This is a genomic window from Nocardia pseudobrasiliensis NBRC 108224, assembly GCF_001613105.1.
In the GTDB taxonomy this organism is placed as follows: domain Bacteria; phylum Actinomycetota; class Actinomycetes; order Mycobacteriales; family Mycobacteriaceae; genus Nocardia; species Nocardia pseudobrasiliensis.
In genome coordinates, this window is the sequence record NZ_BDBS01000068.1 from 1 (window position 1) to 16,043 (window position 16,043).

The 16,043-nt window shown below is 68.7% G+C and carries 15 protein-coding genes; 7 read left to right on the forward strand and 8 right to left on the reverse strand.

Annotation, left to right across the window (positions count from 1 at the left end):
• Positions 1-734: 734 nt before the first annotated feature.
• A complete protein-coding gene (locus tag NP4_RS37055; RefSeq protein WP_068008406.1) occupies positions 735-1,079 on the forward strand; it encodes a hypothetical protein in 345 nt (114 codons plus the stop codon).
• Between the two features lie 5 nt (positions 1,080-1,084).
• On the opposite strand, the gene NP4_RS37060 is transcribed toward NP4_RS37055, so the two are convergent.
• The 3 genes from NP4_RS37060 to NP4_RS37070 are packed head-to-tail and all read right to left on the reverse strand — an operon-like array spanning position 1,085 to position 2,323.
• Entirely contained in the window at positions 1,085-1,645 is a 561-nt protein-coding gene (locus NP4_RS37060) for a methylated-DNA--[protein]-cysteine S-methyltransferase (RefSeq protein ID WP_068008410.1), read from the reverse strand.
• A gap of 53 nt (positions 1,646-1,698) precedes the next feature.
• Complete coding sequence (locus tag NP4_RS37065; RefSeq protein WP_068008414.1) at positions 1,699-1,968, reverse strand: hypothetical protein; 270 nt, start codon at positions 1,966-1,968, stop codon at positions 1,699-1,701.
• Between the two features lie 58 nt (positions 1,969-2,026).
• The gene (locus tag NP4_RS37070; protein WP_147288076.1) at positions 2,027-2,323 is read right to left on the reverse strand and encodes a hypothetical protein; all 297 of its coding nucleotides are present in this window, start codon (positions 2,321-2,323) and stop codon (positions 2,027-2,029) included.
• On the opposite strand from NP4_RS37070, the gene yczR reads away from it, so the two are divergent.
• Positions 2,295-3,791, forward strand: a complete 1,497-nt coding sequence (gene yczR / locus NP4_RS37075; RefSeq protein WP_068008423.1) for a MocR-like transcription factor YczR — start codon at positions 2,295-2,297, stop codon at positions 3,789-3,791. The two genes, NP4_RS37070 and yczR, sit on opposite strands and share 29 nt — an antisense overlap.
• Here yczR and NP4_RS37080 read toward each other — a convergent pair.
• Complete coding sequence (locus NP4_RS37080) at positions 3,785-5,077, reverse strand: adenylosuccinate synthase (protein ID WP_068008428.1); 1,293 nt, start codon at positions 5,075-5,077, stop codon at positions 3,785-3,787. The two genes, yczR and NP4_RS37080, sit on opposite strands and share 7 nt — an antisense overlap.
• A gap of 559 nt (positions 5,078-5,636) precedes the next feature.
• Between NP4_RS37080 and NP4_RS37085 the strand changes: the two genes are divergently transcribed.
• Positions 5,637-6,296, forward strand: coding sequence for a hypothetical protein (locus tag NP4_RS37085; protein WP_068008432.1), 660 nt, complete (start codon positions 5,637-5,639; stop codon positions 6,294-6,296).
• Positions 6,293-7,084 carry a site-2 protease family protein gene (locus tag NP4_RS37090; protein ID WP_068008437.1) on the forward strand — a complete coding sequence of 264 codons (792 nt, stop codon included), beginning with the start codon at positions 6,293-6,295 and terminating at the stop codon, positions 7,082-7,084. Before NP4_RS37085 ends, NP4_RS37090 begins: the two co-directional genes overlap by 4 nt.
• 281 nt (positions 7,085-7,365) lie before the next feature.
• On the opposite strand, the gene NP4_RS37095 is transcribed toward NP4_RS37090, so the two are convergent.
• Positions 7,366-8,517, reverse strand: a complete 1,152-nt coding sequence (locus NP4_RS37095; RefSeq protein ID WP_082876556.1) for an FUSC family protein — start codon at positions 8,515-8,517, stop codon at positions 7,366-7,368.
• A gap of 9 nt (positions 8,518-8,526) precedes the next feature.
• On the reverse strand, positions 8,527-8,982 hold the full coding sequence (locus NP4_RS37100) for a DUF3151 domain-containing protein (protein ID WP_068008441.1): 456 nt from the start codon (positions 8,980-8,982) through the stop codon (positions 8,527-8,529).
• A gap of 83 nt (positions 8,983-9,065) precedes the next feature.
• Between NP4_RS37100 and NP4_RS43005 the strand changes: the two genes are divergently transcribed.
• Complete coding sequence (locus NP4_RS43005) at positions 9,066-11,687, forward strand: Rv0361 family membrane protein (RefSeq protein ID WP_245998471.1); 2,622 nt, start codon at positions 9,066-9,068, stop codon at positions 11,685-11,687.
• A 187-nt stretch (positions 11,688-11,874) separates the two neighbouring features.
• Complete coding sequence (locus NP4_RS37110; protein WP_068008444.1) at positions 11,875-12,915, forward strand: fused (3R)-hydroxyacyl-ACP dehydratase subunits HadA/HadB; 1,041 nt, start codon at positions 11,875-11,877, stop codon at positions 12,913-12,915.
• Here the strand turns inward: NP4_RS37110 and NP4_RS37115 are convergent.
• On the reverse strand, positions 12,912-14,378 hold the full coding sequence (locus NP4_RS37115) for a glycoside hydrolase family 183 protein (RefSeq protein ID WP_068008448.1): 1,467 nt from the start codon (positions 14,376-14,378) through the stop codon (positions 12,912-12,914). The genes NP4_RS37110 and NP4_RS37115 overlap by 4 nt on opposite strands.
• A gap of 156 nt (positions 14,379-14,534) precedes the next feature.
• Between NP4_RS37115 and NP4_RS43010 the strand changes: the two genes are divergently transcribed.
• On the forward strand, positions 14,535-14,873 hold the full coding sequence (locus NP4_RS43010) for an excalibur calcium-binding domain-containing protein (RefSeq protein ID WP_068008452.1): 339 nt from the start codon (positions 14,535-14,537) through the stop codon (positions 14,871-14,873).
• On the opposite strand, the gene NP4_RS37125 is transcribed toward NP4_RS43010, so the two are convergent.
• The gene (locus NP4_RS37125) at positions 14,870-15,994 is read right to left on the reverse strand and encodes a BTAD domain-containing putative transcriptional regulator (RefSeq protein WP_068008456.1); all 1,125 of its coding nucleotides are present in this window, start codon (positions 15,992-15,994) and stop codon (positions 14,870-14,872) included. The two genes, NP4_RS43010 and NP4_RS37125, sit on opposite strands and share 4 nt — an antisense overlap.
• Positions 15,995-16,043: the final 49 nt, after the last annotated feature.

A 16,043-nucleotide genomic window follows, 5' to 3' on the forward strand; every position in this document is an offset into this window, starting at 1 on the left:
GCGTCGGCGTATTGGCCGGTGCGGCGATCGGCGCAGCGGTTCTGGGCGTTCCGGCGGCCGTCGCGGGCGGCATCGCGGGCGGCGTCATCGGCGGTGCGGCGGGCACCGCTTTCGGCGCGGCGGTCTGACAACCCGCCGCGACGGCGCGGTCGACGCTGCGGTGCAGGACTTTTCGATAACCGTCCGCCCGACCCCATCCCACCGCAGTCGATGCCGCAAGGCTGGCATTTCAGTTGGTGGCTCGAGGTCGGATGCGGTCGAAGCGACAACCGTGCGGCAGAGCGAAGTGCGGACGCTGTGGCATTGGGTTGTGGATCGCCGTCACGGCTGAGCAATCGGGTTTGTTCCACCGCGGCCGCGGTTCGGCCGGGTACGGCGAGGGCCCGGATTCCGGGAGCGTCGCCGCGGCTCGGGCCGGGCTCGTGGGCAAGAGGCACTGGGCTGTGGATCGCCGTCACGGGTGGGCAATCGGGTTCGTTCCACCGCGGTCGCGGTTCGGCCGGATAGAGCGAAAGCCCGGATTCCGAGAGCGTCGCCTCGACTCCCGCCGGGTTCGAGGGTGAGGGGTCCTGGGGCTGGTGAAAGCCGTCGCGTAGCAGGGCATTCGGGGTTGTGGGATGGATCGGGGGGCGGGCGGCGACTACGATGCAGCAAGCGACTTCGGTCGTGATCGGCTCTGCAGGAAACCCGGGGAGGGTGGTGGTCTCGACGTGAAGCGTCGAAGTAGGAATGTGATGGCTGGAATTCGTATCGGTCTGGCCGCGCTGCCCCTCGCGATCGCCCTGGGTTACAGCGGGTTGGCGCAGGCCGAACCCGGCCCGGTGCAACCCGGCGTGACCACCGCGCCGGATACCGAGGAGCCGGCCGAATTACGTGCCGCCACACCGCAATCCCCCGCTCCCGCCCCGGCTCCGCGCCCGCGTCCCAATACGCCGCAGAAGACCGAGACTCCCCCGCCGCCGCCTCCGCCACGCAGCGTGCGCATCGGCGAATTCGAGGCCCCCGTCCCGGACGGTGTCCCGGACTCGATGGTCCAGGATCTGCAGAACGCGATCAATCCGCCTACGCCACAGCCCTAGCCGACTCAGAACAGCGTCGGTTCCCCGAAGCCCGGAGTGCGCTCGATTTCCAGCAGGCGCTCCTTGGTGTCCAGGCCGCCCGGTGCGGAGAAGCCGTGCAGGGCATGGTCGGCGGCCAGGACGCGATGGCAGGGAACGATCAGCGGAATCGGGTTGCGGCCCAAGGTCTGACCGACCGCCTGGGCGGCGTGTGGCTGGCCGATGCGGGCAGCGACCTGACCGTAGCTGAGGGTGTGGCCGGGGTCGATGGCCCGGGTCACCTCGTAGACGGCGCGGTCGAACTCCGGAATACCCTTGTGGTCCAGCGGAATCCAGCGCAGGTCGTCGAGTGTGCCCATGAGGTGTGCGCGAATGTCCTCGATGGCGCGGGCGATCACCTCGGTGGGCTCGGCCTCGCGCACCTCGCGGCCGCGGTAGCGGCGCAGGACTGCCTTTCGGGTCGCCTCGGTCGTGGACTCGGGGAGCAGGAACCGCGCCACCCCGGCGTCGGTCCAGGCGATGGCGCAGACGCCGATCGGAGAGTCGAAAAGCGCGGCCGAGACTGCCGGCCGGTCCGGTTCGGGCATACGGTCAGTCTGCCGTACCGGACCGACATTCTCGACAGAGTCGGGCCAGTTACTCAGAACTGGACCGCCCGGCGCAGCACACCCAGGCGATGTGAGGCCACCGCGCTCGCGCAGGGCACCGCCTCCCTGTGCGCCTGCGCCGCGGCCAGATCCGAGAGTTGACGCTGATCGTCGTAATACGACATCGACCAGTCCGCCATCGGCGCATGTGGACGGAATCGCTCGAGCAGTTCCGCGGCCCGTTCACCACGCTTGGGGGCATACCGATACACGACGACAGCGAAGGCCACCACGACGGCCAGAGCGACGAGGAAGGAGAACATATCCCCATCTTGCGACCATCTGGACCCGCACTGAATAGCCACTTTCCCAACACTGGCCTCAAGTTGTTGGCGTCAGCTCGTCGAGCGGTCCAGTTGTGGACACTGGCCCCCTCGGTTCGCGGGCGGCGTCCCAATCGGTGAGCGAGTGGCGCAGCGTCAGGCTCGCCCGACGAAAGGCCGCCCGTTCCTGTGGCCTCGGCGCGTAGTCGCGGAGCGCCGCGACGGTCACGAGGATGATCACCCCGACGATCAATACTGCGAGCATGCGGCCATCGTCGCCGCAGCTGGACTTGAAATACATATCCAGCAGGGCAATACTGGCCTGCATGGCATTACGTGTGATCAGCGCGGCCACCCTCACCCGGGATCTGGGCCGCTGGCGCCACGACGACGGTGACGAGGGCTCGACCCGCCGCTCGGCCCGCCCGGCGTATCTGGCTCTGGCCGAAGGGATTCGGCTGCTGATCCACGACGGCCGCGCCCCGCTGGGGGTGGCCCTGCCGAGCGAGCGCGATCTGGCCACCGCGCTGGGTGTCAGCCGCACCACGGTCACCTCGGCCTACACGCTGCTGCGCGAACACGGCTATCTGATCAGCCGTCAGGGTTCGCGCAGTACGGTCGCGCTGCCCGCCAGCGTCAAGCACGACGGGAACAAGCCCAACCGCAGCATTCTGGCGATGATGTCCTCGGACGAACTGCCGACGATCGATATGACCTACGCCGCCATGTCCGCGCCACCGGAGATGACAGACGCGTATGCCTCCGCGCTCCAAGGACTTCCGCTCTACCTCGGCACGCACGGTATGGATCCGGTCGGCGTGCTGAGCGTGCGCGAGCAGGTCGCGCGCCGCTACACCGAACGCGGCCTGCCCACCGATCCGGACCAGATCCTGATCACCCTGGGCGCCCAGCACGGCCTGCGGCTGCTGCTCAATGTGCTGACCGCACCGGCCGAACGGGTGCTGATCGACCATCCGACCTATCCCAATGCCATCGAGGCGATCCGCGACGTCGGCGCTCGCCCGGTGCCGGTGCCGCTGCGCCCGGAACATCCCGAGGCCGGTTGGGATCTGGACGGAATCCGCAGCGCCGCAAGGCAAACCGCAGCCAGCACGGCCTATCTCGTACCGGATTTCAACAATCCGACCGGGCTGCTGATGGATGCCGAGGCGCGCGCCGAACTGGCCGCCATCGCCCGCGAGACGCGCATGACGGTGATTGTCGACGAGTCCATGGTCGATCAGCAGCTCGACGGCGAGAACCCCCCGCCCGCAGCGGCTTTCGCGCGCGCTTCGGAGATCGTCACGATCGGCTCGGCGTCCAAGTCGTTCTGGGGCGGCCTGCGCGTCGGCTGGATCCGCACCAATCAGGCGTTGATCACCAAACTGCTCGGCACCCGCTCCAGTATGGATCTGGGTACGCCGGTGATGGATCAGCTGGCCACCGGCTACCTACTCGAACACGCCGACGCCATCCTGGCCCACCGTCGCGACCAATTGCGTTCGCGCCGAGCGGCTCTGCTCGACGCGATGGCCGAGGAGCTGCCGGATTGGCGGGCCGTGGCGGGTGCGGGCGGGATGTCGCTGTGGGTGCAGCTGCCCGCGCCGGTCTCCACCGCCCTGGCCGCCACGGCTCCCAATCACGGCGTATTGCTCGCCGCGGGACCGCGTTTCGGCGTCCAGGGCGCGTTCGAACGCTTCCTGCGGCTGCCGTTCACCCGCGAGGAGGCGGATCTGCGCCTGGGGGTGAAGTCCATCGCGGCCGCCTATGCCGCCCTCACCCCGCACGCGGCGGATCCGCTGGCCCCGCTGACCTGCTACTGACCCAGAACGTCGTGCCGCACGATGGTTTCGTCGCGGCCCGGGCCGACGCCGATGCAGGAGACGCGGGCGCCGGACAGTTCCTCGAGACGACGCACATAGGCCTGCGCGTTGGCGGGCAGATCCTCGAAGGTGCGGGCGCCGGAGATGTCCTCCCACCAGCCGGGCATTTCCTCGTAAACGGGCTTGGCGTGGTGGAATTCGGTCTGAGTGGTCGGCATCTGCTCGACGCGTTCGCCGTCGATCTCGTAGGCCACGCAGATCGGCACGCGGTCCAGGCTCGACAGCACGTCCAGCTTGGTGAGGAAGTAATCGGTGATGCCGTTGACGCGGGTGGCGTAGCGGGCGATCACGGCGTCGAACCAGCCGGTGCGCCGCGCGCGGCCGGTGGTCACCCCGACCTCGCCGCCGGTCTTGGCGAGGTACTCGCCGGACTGGTCGAACAGTTCGGTCGGGAACGGGCCCGAACCGACACGGGTGGTGTAGGCCTTGAGGATGCCGAGGACTGCGCCGATCTTGTTGGGCCCGATACCGGATCCGACGGCCGCGCCGCCCGAGGTCGGATTCGACGACGTCACATAGGGATAGGTGCCGTGGTCGACATCGAGCAGCGTGCCCTGCGAACCCTCCAGCAGGACGGTCTCACCCTGTTCGAGGGCCTGGTTGAGCAGCAGGCGGGTATCGCTGATGCGGTGTGCGAAGCCCTCGGCCTTGGTGAGCACCTCGTCGACGACCTGCTGGGGATCCAGGGCGCGGCGGTTGTAGATCTTCACCAGCACCTGGTTCTTGAACTCCAGTGCGGCCTCGACCTTCTGGGTGAGGATCTTCTCGTCCAGCAGATCCGCCACGCGCACGCCCACGCGCGCGACCTTGTCCTGGTAGCAGGGGCCGATACCGCGGCCGGTGGTGCCGATCTTCTTGTTGCCCAGGAAGCGTTCGGTGACCTTATCGATGGCCACGTGGTACGGCATGATCAGATGCGCGTCGGCCGACAGCAGCAGCCGCGAGGTGTCCACGCCGCGATCCTCGAGTCCGGCCAGCTCGTCCAGCAGCACACCGGGATCCACCACCACACCGTTGCCGATGACATTGGTCACGCCCGGGGTGAGGATGCCGGAGGGGATCAGGTGCAGCGCGAAGTTGTCGCCGTTGGGCAGTACGACGGTATGGCCGGCATTGTTACCGCCCTGATAGCGAACCACCCATTGGACTCGCCCACCCAGCAGATCGGTGGCTTTGCCCTTACCCTCGTCGCCCCACTGGGCGCCGATCAGGACGATTGCCGGCATTTCGAGACTCCTACGGTTCGACGCGCAACACCCGTGGTGCTGCAGCTACCTGCCGTTTCCGAGGCGGTGGCCGGGAGCACAGTCTAATAGATAGGTGAACCAAGGTTCCGACGGCAACGACATACAACCCAAGATCGTTTCCCCGAACCGGCCCGCACCGCAAAACCCCGCCACAGACCACCATCACCCGCCGCACGACCACCACCACCCCGCCACACGACCACCACCACCCCGCCACACGACCACCACCACCCCGCCACACGACCACCACCACCCCGCCACACGACCACCACCACCCCGCCACACGACCACCACCACCCCGCCACACGACCACCACCACCCCGCCACACGACCACCACCATCCCGCCACGCGGCCACCACCATCCCGCCACCACCATCCCGCCACCACCATCCCGCCACGCGGCCAACACCCTTGTCCCCGCCGAGCGAAGCGAGGCAGGGGTAATGCGGGCTATGGTGGCAGCCGAAGGTGGGTCGCCGGCCTGCCCGACGCAGCAAGGACGATGCAGTTGTCAGGTCCGAGGAGGGTGTACCGCAGTTGAGTACCCATGTTCTCCGCTGCAATGGTGCGCCGGTGCCGATCGCGCTCGCGTCGCTGCCCATGACCCAGACCGCGGCCATTCCCGACAGCAGCGCGATCGATGAACTGCTGCCCGTCCTGGCCGCCGACAGTTTGCCGCGCCTGATCGTGCTCGGCGAGGACGCGGGCCTGGCCGCGGTACTTACCCATCTGCTGCGCACCGAACGATTGCATGTGGAAATCGGTTACGTCCCAGTCGATCGCACCTACGGTTCGCGGGCCTATCAGACCGGAACCGGCTCGGCCGCGGCCAAACGAGCGCTCGAAGGCAAGCCGCTGCCGACCCCGCTGATCCGCGACGACACCGGCACGGTGCTGGTCGGCCGCGCCACGATCACCGGCCGCGACGGGGACAAGCTGGAGGGCGAGGCGTATGTCGACGACATCCGGCTGTTCACCGGAAAGGTTACGGCCCTGCATGTTTCGCCGACGCTGGAGGAACCCGGCGTGCGCGCGGCCGTCCAGCGCGGATTGCGCAGGCGGCGCTGGATCGCCGGGCGCGCGGTTCAGGTGGGCACCCCGGGCGCGATGGTGACCCGCGACGGCGTCGCCACCGACCGCACGGTCCCGCGTTCGAGCTTCTATCGCCACCATCAGCCCTGGATGCTTGTGCGATGAACCGATCCTTCGGCACCCGACGCACATCCGGGGCGGTGCGCCCCAGTCCGATCTTCCTGTTGATCGTCGGGCTGACCATCGCCGGCGGCGCGGTGGCCTGGTACGCCGAGGACTGGACCTCGACGCAGGCCAGTATCGGCGTATTCGTGATGGTCGTCTTCGGCTGGATCGTCTCGGTATGCCTGCACGAGTTCGGACATGCCTACACCTCGTGGCGGGCCGGTGATCACGAGGTGGAACTGCGCGGCTATCTGACGCTCAATCCGCTGAAGTACAGCCATCCGCTGCTGTCGATCGGCCTGCCCATCGTATTCATCGCACTCGGCGGCTTCGCGCTGCCCGGCGGTGCGGTCTATGTGCATTCCCATCTGTTCTCCCCGCGCGTCCAGCGCATGATCAGCGGGGCCGGTCCCGCGGTCAACGCGCTCTGCGCGGTGGTGCTGCTGGTGATCGTCCGGCTGTTCGGCTCGGCGACTTCACACGGGGCGTTCTGGTTCGGATTGAGCTTCCTGGCATTTCTGCAGGTGACCGCGACCGTTCTGAATCTGCTGCCGATTCCGGGCACCGACGGATACGGAATTCTGGAACCCTCGCTGAGCTATCAGACGCGGCGGTCGCTGGATCAGCTCAAGCCCTACGGCATGCTGCTGCTGTTCGCCGTGCTGTGGGGTCTGCGGCCGGTGGCCAATGCCTTCTTCGCGCTCGTGGACGCGCTGTTCCGGCTGTCCGGTGTGCCGCCGCTGTGGCACGACGCCGGGCTGTATCTGGTGACCTTCTGGTCGCATTGACACCGAACCGTCGGCGGCCCCCTTGCTCCGCCGACGGCCCGGCGAAGGAGGGTCGCCCGACCCGCCTTGCTCGAGCCGAGCGACCCGGCTCCGCTCGGGAGTGCGACCATCGGACCCGGTACCGGCCGCCCACACCACCGGCGGCCGTTCGACGTCGCGCATCCCTCGCGAAGTTTCGACCACACCACCCCTCGTCGGCGCGGTCAACACAAAAGCTACGGGCGTGACCGATCGCGAACACGAGTAGCGCGCTACCCGAAGTACTTTCCCGCGCCTACTCGCTAGTCCTCGGGCGTGACATACGGATGCGATACCGTCGGCGGCAGCAGCGCGATGGCCGACAGGCGCTTGACACCGCACACCTGCATCAGATCCACCACGGTCGAACGCAACTGGGCGAAGACGACGTGCGCGGACAGCCCCGCGCCTGCGACGAGATCTTTGGTAGCGCCCTTGGCCACGCGGCGCAGCACCCGGTTCGCCTCGGCGGCATCGGGTTGTTCGTCCGGATCGGCCAGCATGTAGCGGCGCACCACATCGACGGCCTTACCGAGTTCCTCGATCTCCTCGATCATGCGCGGATCGAGGATCTCGTCATCGCGCACGAGGGTCAGCGCGCGCCGCAGCAGCACCCGGGTATTGCGCACGGCATTGTCGAGCGGATCGGCCGAGGCCCGGATCGTCTCCAGGCGGCGACGCGAATTCCAGTACAGCGGGGAGATGCGGCTGACCTCGCGACCGCCCTCGAGCGCATTGCGCAGGCCATCGATCTGCGGCTGGGTGCCGCGCACGGATTCCAGTGCGAGCTTGATCTTTTCGGGATCCTGCTCGAGCAGGCCGTCGGCGCATTCGGTCAGCGACTTGCCCACCACGGCGAGGATGTCGGCGGCCTGCTGGCGGGCGCGGCGCACCGGATGCAGCGGAATCACCGCCACCACGACGATGCCGACGAATCCGCCGACCAGCGCATCGATCATGCGGTTGGTACCGCCGCCGGTGTGCGGGGGCATGAGCGTGGCCACCAGCACCGCCGAACTGGCCGACTGCATGGGGATGACCGCGCCGCCGTCGAGGAAGACCGCGGTGGCCATCGCGACCGCGACCACCAGCGCGATCTGCCACGCCCCCGCGCCGACGCGAGAGATGAACAGATCACCGATCCCGATGCCGACCGCGACGCCCGCCACCAGTTCCACCGAGCGGCGCAGCCGCGCGCCGAACGAGACGCCGATCGAGATGATCGCCGCCATGGGCGCGAAGAACGGTTGCGGATGACCGATCAGCTGATGGGCGACGAACCAGGCCAGGGCCGCGCCGACCGCGCACTGCACGATCGGCAGCGCGGATTTGCGCAGCCGCGTCAGACCGTTGTGGAAACGCTGGCGTCCGCCCTCGCGGAAGGTCTCGACCGTGAACGGTGCCTCGAGTACCAATTCCGTGGATCAGTCGAGGCCGAGTTCGGCGGCGGCGCGGGGGTCGCAGTCCTCGAGCAGGTCCAGGCAGCGGGCGTATTCGTCGTTCTCGCCGATGGCTTGGGCCGCGCGCGCCAGGGCGCCGACCGCGCGCAGGAAGCCGCGGTTGGGCTCATGGCTCCACGGCACCGGGCCGAAGCCCTTCCAGCCGTTGCGGCGCAGCAGGTCCAGGCCGCGGTGATAGCCGGTGCGGGCGAAGGCGTAGGCGGCGATGGTGTCGTGGCCCACGGCGCCCTCGGGGTCGGAGCCGGCGGCCTCGGCGCGGGTCAGCGCATCCTCGGCAAGCTGGGCCCAGGCGAGCGAGGCCGTCGGATGGGCGGCGGCCACCTGGACCGGATCCTGGTTGTCCAGTAGCGCCTCCTCCACTTCGGAGTTTTCGGGAAGCAATACCGGCTGCGGTCCGAGGAGATCACCGAAGGAGGTCATGGGCTCATTGTGCACCGCTGCCGGGAATGCTCGTTAGGCTGACCTCCTGAGTGCACAGTTGAACGTTGAGCGAGGGGTAGCGAGTGTCCGACCCGAAAGACCAGAAGCCCGACCGGCATCCGTCTTCCGCCGGCGCCGAGCAGCGTCCCGCATCTTCGGAAGGCACTCCCGACGCGGGCAAGACCGAACGCATCACCCGCCCCTCCGCCTCGACCCCAGGCGCCCGCCCACCCGTAGCCCCACCGCCCGCCCCACCCCGCCCGGGCGGATCCACGACCCCCGCCACCGGCCGCCCCGGACCAACCGGCACGCCGCCGAACGCGGGCAATCGCCCCCCGGGTTCATCCGGCGGACAACAGAACCAAGGCAACCCACCGGCGAGCGCGCCGAACCCGACCAACAACCCCACCACCGCGCCCACCCCGGGCAACCGCCCCGCAGGCGCGCCGAACGCACCGCAGAACCAAGGCACCCCACCAGCGAGTCCGCCCAGCGGACAACCGAACCCGGCCAACCGCGCCGCAACGTCACCTGGCGGACAGCAGAGCAATAAAGCAGCGAGCGCGCCGGGCGGACAACCGAACCCGGGCAACCGCCCCACAGGATCGCCCAGCGGACAGCAGAGCCCCGGCAACCAACCGGCGAGCGGCCAACCAAACCCCGGCAATCCACCGAGCGGACAACCGAACCCGGGCAACCGCCCCACAGGATCGCCGAGCGGCCAGCGGACCCCCGGCAACCAACCGGCGAGCGGCCAACCGAACTCGGGCAACCGCCCCACAGGATCGCCCAGCGGACAGCAGACCCCAGGCAACCAACCGGCGAGCGGGCAACCAAACCGCAGCAACAACCCCGGCGGACCACAGAACCCTGGTAATCAACCGGCGGGTGCGCCGAGCGGGCAACCGAATCAGGGCAATCGCAGTGCGGGATCGTCGGGCGGTCAGCAAAAACCGGGCGATCAATCGGCGAATACACAACCCGGCCAGGGCAACCGGCCCGCGGGATCACCGAGCGGACAACCGAACCCCGGCAATCGCCCCGCGAGTCCGCCCGGTGCACAGCAGAACCCGGCCGCGGATCCGGCGCAGCGGTCTCCGGGATCGGCCGGGGCGCTTCCGACGCGGGGCACTCAGCCGCCCGCGGACGCCGCATCGGGGCAGTCATCCACGCCTCCGCCCGCCGGTCAGATCCGCCCGCAGTTCGCCACCGGTCGCCCGGGTCCGACCAATCCCTCGGGCGGACCCATCAAACTGCCGCCCCGCGGCCCCGCGAATCCTCCGGCGGGCGCTCCCGTCGGCCCGATCAAGATCCCGCCGCGCGGTCCAGCCGGTAAGAGCGGCAACGCCGGGGGCCAGCCGTCCAGCGACGCGACAACGGTCAAGCGCCCCATCGCGCCCGACAACGGCCCTACCGAACCTCCAGCGACCCAACCGAAACCGCCGCTGCCGGCCCGAGGCGCTCCCGACGCGTCCGCGCCCCCCGAGGGCGGCGACAAGACACGTCCCGCGCAGCCGAACCCACCGCTCCCGACCCGCACACCCGCAACGGCCAAGGGCGACAACGACTCCGCCGCTGCCGAGAGCGAGCGGACCACCGCGGCCGGGAACGACGAAGGCGCGAAGGCCGAGCCGAAGAAGCCCGAAACGGCCGATCCGGCCGCGCCACGGCTGGCGAAGGGCGCGATCGCGGCCTTCCGCCCCACCGGCGCGGGACGGCCCGAGGACAAAGAACCGGCCGAGAACAAACCCGACGAGTCGGCGGCCCCGACGGTCCGGTTCGGCACGGCCGACGCCAAGACCGACAAGATCGTCGACAAGCCCGCCGAGCAGGCCCCCGACCCGAAAACCGTCGCCATCCCCAAACCCGCCGAACCCGGCGACGATACGAAAACCGTCGCACTGCCGAAGGTTTCGAACCCCTCGGACGCCGCCACGACCGTGCTGCCGATCCAACAGCCGGGCCAGCGCGCCCCCGTGCAGCAGGGCACCGATCGCGTGGTGTCCTCCGGCGCGGGCCCCACGGCCAAACCGCGCCCGACCCCGCGTCCGGTGACGGGACCGAAGAACAACCCGGGATCGCAGGGACCGTCGATCCCGGCCCAGACCCCGCCGCGACCGGCCGCCGCCCCCTCACCCGCGGACGTGAAACCCACGGTCCCGCAGGCTCCCCGCCCGGTCAGCCCGCGTCCGATCGCACAGCCCACCCGGGTTCCGCCCGCCGCGCCGCCGCAACAGCCCGCGGACACCGGCGGCGGTAGCGGCAGCGGCAACAAGCGCTGGCTGATCGCCGCGGGCGCGGCGGTCGTGGTGGTGATCGCGGTGATCGTCGCGGTGTTCGGGCTGAAGGGCGGCAAGGACAATTCGCCGCAGGGTCAGGTCCGCGATGCCGTGAGCGGCTATACCGACGCCCTGGCCGACGGCAGCCTGTCGAAGCTGCGCGACACCACCTGTGGTGCGCTGCACGACTTCTATCAGAACATCGCCCCGGATCAGTACGCCGGCGTGCACAAGCTCGCGGTGGATCAGAAGAAGATCCCCAAGATCGCGTCCATCGACGCCGTCCAGATCACCGATCAGAAGGCGACGGCGCAGGCCAGCGTGTACACCGAGGCCGATTCCACCCGCGCGGTGATTCGCACCTTCGATCTACAGCACACCCCCGAGGGCTGGAAGGTCTGCGATCCCCCGAACGCCGCGGGCTGATGTGAGGTTCGTCGCCGCGGTGTCACGCTCCCGGCTCCGCGCGCGATGAACATCACAGACGGCTGGCCTTCGGTCCGGCACCATCGGTAGCATGTCCCGGACTCGCGGGCCCAATCTTTCCGTTCGGAATCGTTACGAACGGCCCGCGCCAGGGATTTACGCAGTAAGAGTTGAGGGAGCAAGGGATATGCCGGAGCTGGCACCCGATGCGCCGGCATCCACGGCACTGGCCGGTCGGCATTATCGCGTCCGCGATCACTACGAGGTCGGGCGTGAGAAGATCCGCGAATTCGCGCGGGCGGTCCAGAACAACCATCCGGCCCATCGCTACGAGGCGGACGCAGGCAAACTCGGTTGTACCGGCATCGTCGCGCCCCCGACCTTCACCTCGGTGATCGGCGGTATCACCACGCAGGCGCTGCTGGACAACGTCCTCACCGATTACGACCTGTCGCAGATGCTGCAGACCGATCAGGTCTTCGAGATCCATCGCCCGATCCAGGCGGGCGACCGGCTGCGCACCGAGGCCGAGATCGTCTCGATCCGCCATATGCGCGGCAACGACTTCATCGTCATCAAGACCACCGTCGTCGACGAGCAGGACATCGTGGTCCAGGTCGCCACCACCACGATCGTCGCGCGGCTGGGCGAGGAGATCGATCCGGAGATCGTGCGCCTGGTCGAGGGTCTGGTCATGCACCGCCGCGACGCGAGCCGCGATCCGGAGGTGCTGTTCCCGATCGAGCTCGAACAGGCCACCGCCGCACCCGAACTGGCCGGATCCCGCAACGAGTGGGCCGTGCACACCACCCCGACCTTCGACAATCTGTCGGTCGGCGACGAGCTACCGATCGCGACCCGCCAGGTGACCCGCGGTGATCTGGTGAACTACGCCGGCGTATCGGGCGATGCCAATCCGATCCACTTCAGCGACCGCGCCGCCGAACTGGCCGGGCTGCCGACGGTCGTCGCGCACGGCATGCTGACGATGGGCCTCGGCGCGGACTATCTGGCCGCCTGGCTGGGCGATCCGACCGCCATCGAGACCTACAGCGTGCGCTTCTCCGGCTTCGTCCCGGTCGAGCCGACGGCCCCGGCCGAGATCGAATTCACCGGCAGGATCAAGGCTCTCGATCCCGAACGCCGCACCGCGACCGTCGTGCTGGGCGGCACCTCGGTCGGCAAGAAGCTGTTCGGCCGGGCCATCGCGCAGGTGCGGCTCAGCTAGTCCTCCAGGCGGGCGTGCATCAGATAGACGTTGTAATCGCTCCAGGTGCTGATCGTGAAGTAGAGATCCGAGCCGGTCGACCACGGATGGATGAATCCGCCGTAGACCTCCGGATACTGCGTGGCCGATACCAATTGCGTCGATTCCGACCACGCCCCCTGCGGCGAATCCGCCTCGCGCACAACGATGGCCGCCTTCGCGGTATCGAGATAGCTCATCTGCCACACCCCGCGGGCGGCGTCGTAGCGCACCGACAGCTCGCCCGCGGGACCGTCGACGACAGGACCGGCCGAACCCGCGCCGCCGACCGGGGTCCAACTGCCGTCGCGCCAGTACTGGTACGCCGTGGGATTGAGCACCGCGTCCTTGGGCACCCGGGCCAACCCGACCGAACCCAGCCGGGTATTGGGCGTGCCGAACATGTAGACGTAGTCGCCCTGCGGAACCATCGCGCCCACCTGGAAATTGGAGACGCCGAAGATATTGTCCCAGCGCGCGTAGGGATCCTTGGTCCAGGTCTGACCGTGATCGTCGGAATAGGCGATGCCGCCGTAGTTGGTGTAGAACGTGCCCGGCATGCTGTTCCAGGTGCGAATCGACATGTAGCTCAGATACTGTCGCTCACCCAATGCGAAACCCGAGGTCGGGATGGTCGTGATCTCGACATTGTCCATCTTGCGGCTCGGCAGCACCTCGGCGGCGTGGCAGCGGTCGTCGGTCACCATGCGGTCGAAGACGATGCCGTTGTTCAGATCGCGATTACTGCTGAACGCCAGCAGATTACTGCGCCAGTCCCCACCCATACCGCCCGGCGGATGGAAGCCGACGCCGACCGTATCGCCGAAGGCCATGGCGATCTCGCCGGGCGCGCTCTCCCACATGATGCCCAGATCGGTGCCGTACACCTGCCACCGCTTATCGGTGCGATTGATCGAATCCGCGCCGGTGACCTTGGCGACCTCGCGGATCTCCGGAATCCGCGGCGCGGGCCGCGCGACGGCGCGCGCGGCCGGTTCGATCGGCGGATTCGCCCGGGCCGGGGGCGGCGCGATCGGTTCGGGCCCCGGGCCCGAGGGCAGTGCGAAGAAGAAAGGCTTGGGATTCAACAGGATTTCGGGCATTCCCAGCTGATTCAGCAGGCTGGGCGGCGGTTCCGGGGTATCTGTGAGATCCGGGCACGGATTGGTGCACGGATTCGGCGGTAGCTCCATGGGGAAACGCACCGGCCCCGCGGTGGGCGGCGGACCGGGATCGACGGTGAACACCGGATAGGGCACCGGAACCTCGAGGGTTTCGGGTACCAGCGGCAGATGCACCGGCGCGGGGTCGGTGGCACACGGGCCGATACCCGCAAGCGTTGCGACAGCGCCCTTTTCGGCGGCGGCGAGCGGATGCTGCGCACCCACCAGCGCACCCGCGCCGACGACGACCGCCCCGACGGCGGCCAGCAGTCGCATGGCCATGCTCAACCCCTTTCGCCCCGCGCCCGACCATACCGGGACGAACCCGGCAACCAGCGACATTCCACGCCGGGAAAACTTCCGAAGAAAAGCTGTGAATACTTCACAGGTAACGCGCATACAGTGGGTTCGAACCATTTCTCGAACGGGGTTGTCGCCGTGAAATTCTCGAATATCCGCCGTTCCGCAGCGCCCCTGGTGGCCGCCGGATTACTCGCCGCGGGCGTCGTCTCGGCGCCGCTGGCCCTCGCCGCCGGACCCGGTAACAGCGGTACCGACAGCACGCCCAGCGCGGGCGGCTCGAATTGGACCACCGACAGTAAAGGCGACTGGCAGCGCACCGATCGCCACGAACAAGACACCTACGAGACCTATTACGCCAACTGCTCGGAGGTCATCGCCGCAGGGAAGGCGCCGCTGTACGCCGGTCAGCCCGGATACGATCTGCGACTGGATCCGAACCATACGGGCGTGGCCTGCGCCCCCTGGCAGAACTAGCCCTCGGCCTCGAAGCGCAGCACGGTCGCGCCGATGCGCAGCGCGTCGCCGTCGCCGAGCACCGCTCCGCTGTCGATCTGCCGCTCGTTGAGATAGACGCCGTTGGCCGAGTGCAGATCCCTGATCAGCAGTCCGGCCCGGCTCGACCAGATATGCGCGTGATAGCGGCTGACCTTCGGATCGTCGAGGACCAGATCGTTGTCGGTCATGCGGCCGATCGTCATGCCGCCCTTGGGAATCGGCACCGTGCGCCCGTCGGGCAGCCGTAACCGGCCGCCCCGGGCCGCGCGCGGCACCTCGGTCACCGTCTCGGTCATCGCCTTGGCCAATCGTTCGGCCGCGGCGACTTCGCGAATATCCAGCGGCTCCTGGCGCAGTACCCGATTCTCGAGTTCGGTCAGCGCCGGACCCGGATCGATGCCCAGCTGTTCGGCCAGCACCGCGCGCACCCGCCGGCACGCCTCCAGCGCGTCGGCCTGACGGCCGGACAGATACAGCGCGCTGATCAACTGGGCCCACAGCGGTTCGCGCAGCGGATGCGCGGAGGTCATCGCGAGCAGTTCGCCGACCACCGCCGACGCACGGCCGCAGGCGATTTCGGCATCGATGCGGGCCGAGGCCGCCACCAACCGCTCCTCGTCCATGGCCGTGGCGAAGGCGTCGGCGAACTGTAGTCCGGCCAGATCGTCGAGCGCCTTACCGCTCCATTCGGCCAGGGCGGCGGCGAACAGCCGGGACGCGCGCTCGTGCGCACCGGCCGTCGCGGCCTCTACCCCGGCGCGCCGGGCCGCCTCGAACCGGCCCAGATCGCAGGCGTCGTCGGGGATGTCGAGCCGATAGCCGGAAGCCTCGGTGCGCAGCACCGTTGCCGGATCCACCCCCGAATTGCGCAGGGCCTTGCGAATATTCGAGACGAATACCTGCAGGCTGGCCAGATAGGCCTCCGGCGGCTGCTCGTTCCACACCAGATCGGCCAGCGCCTGGGAGGACACCGCGCGGCGGCGATTCACCGTGAGCGAGGCCAGCAGCGCCCGCGGCTTGGGCCCGCCGACCGGCACGGGCACGCCGTCGACCAGCAACTGCACCGGGCCCAGCACCCGGACATCCACGACGGCACTCATGTCATCACGAAATCAGTCGAAGCCTCGTGTCGGCAAGACACGAGAGTGC

What these genes read in the sequence shown, in the direction of transcription:
- NP4_RS37060 (WP_068008410.1), bottom strand. Translation starts at nt 1,645, where the DNA reads ATGCCCGAACCGGACCGGCCGGCAGTCTCGGCCGCGCTTTTCGACTCT.
- yczR (WP_068008423.1), top strand. Translation starts at nt 2,295, where the DNA reads ATGGCATTACGTGTGATCAGCGCGGCCACCCTCACCCGGGATCTGGGC.
- NP4_RS37090 (WP_068008437.1), top strand. Translation starts at nt 6,293, where the DNA reads ATGAACCGATCCTTCGGCACCCGACGCACATCCGGGGCGGTGCGCCCC.
- NP4_RS37100 (WP_068008441.1), bottom strand. Translation starts at nt 8,982, where the DNA reads ATGACCTCCTTCGGTGATCTCCTCGGACCGCAGCCGGTATTGCTTCCC.
- NP4_RS37110 (WP_068008444.1), top strand. Translation starts at nt 11,875, where the DNA reads ATGCCGGAGCTGGCACCCGATGCGCCGGCATCCACGGCACTGGCCGGT.
- NP4_RS37115 (WP_068008448.1), bottom strand. Translation starts at nt 14,378, where the DNA reads ATGGCCATGCGACTGCTGGCCGCCGTCGGGGCGGTCGTCGTCGGCGCG.
- NP4_RS37055 (WP_068008406.1), top strand. Translation starts at nt 735, where the DNA reads ATGGCTGGAATTCGTATCGGTCTGGCCGCGCTGCCCCTCGCGATCGCC.
- NP4_RS37080 (WP_068008428.1), bottom strand. Translation starts at nt 5,077, where the DNA reads ATGCCGGCAATCGTCCTGATCGGCGCCCAGTGGGGCGACGAGGGTAAG.
- NP4_RS37125 (WP_068008456.1), bottom strand. Translation starts at nt 15,994, where the DNA reads ATGAGTGCCGTCGTGGATGTCCGGGTGCTGGGCCCGGTGCAGTTGCTG.
- NP4_RS37065 (WP_068008414.1), bottom strand. Translation starts at nt 1,968, where the DNA reads ATGTTCTCCTTCCTCGTCGCTCTGGCCGTCGTGGTGGCCTTCGCTGTC.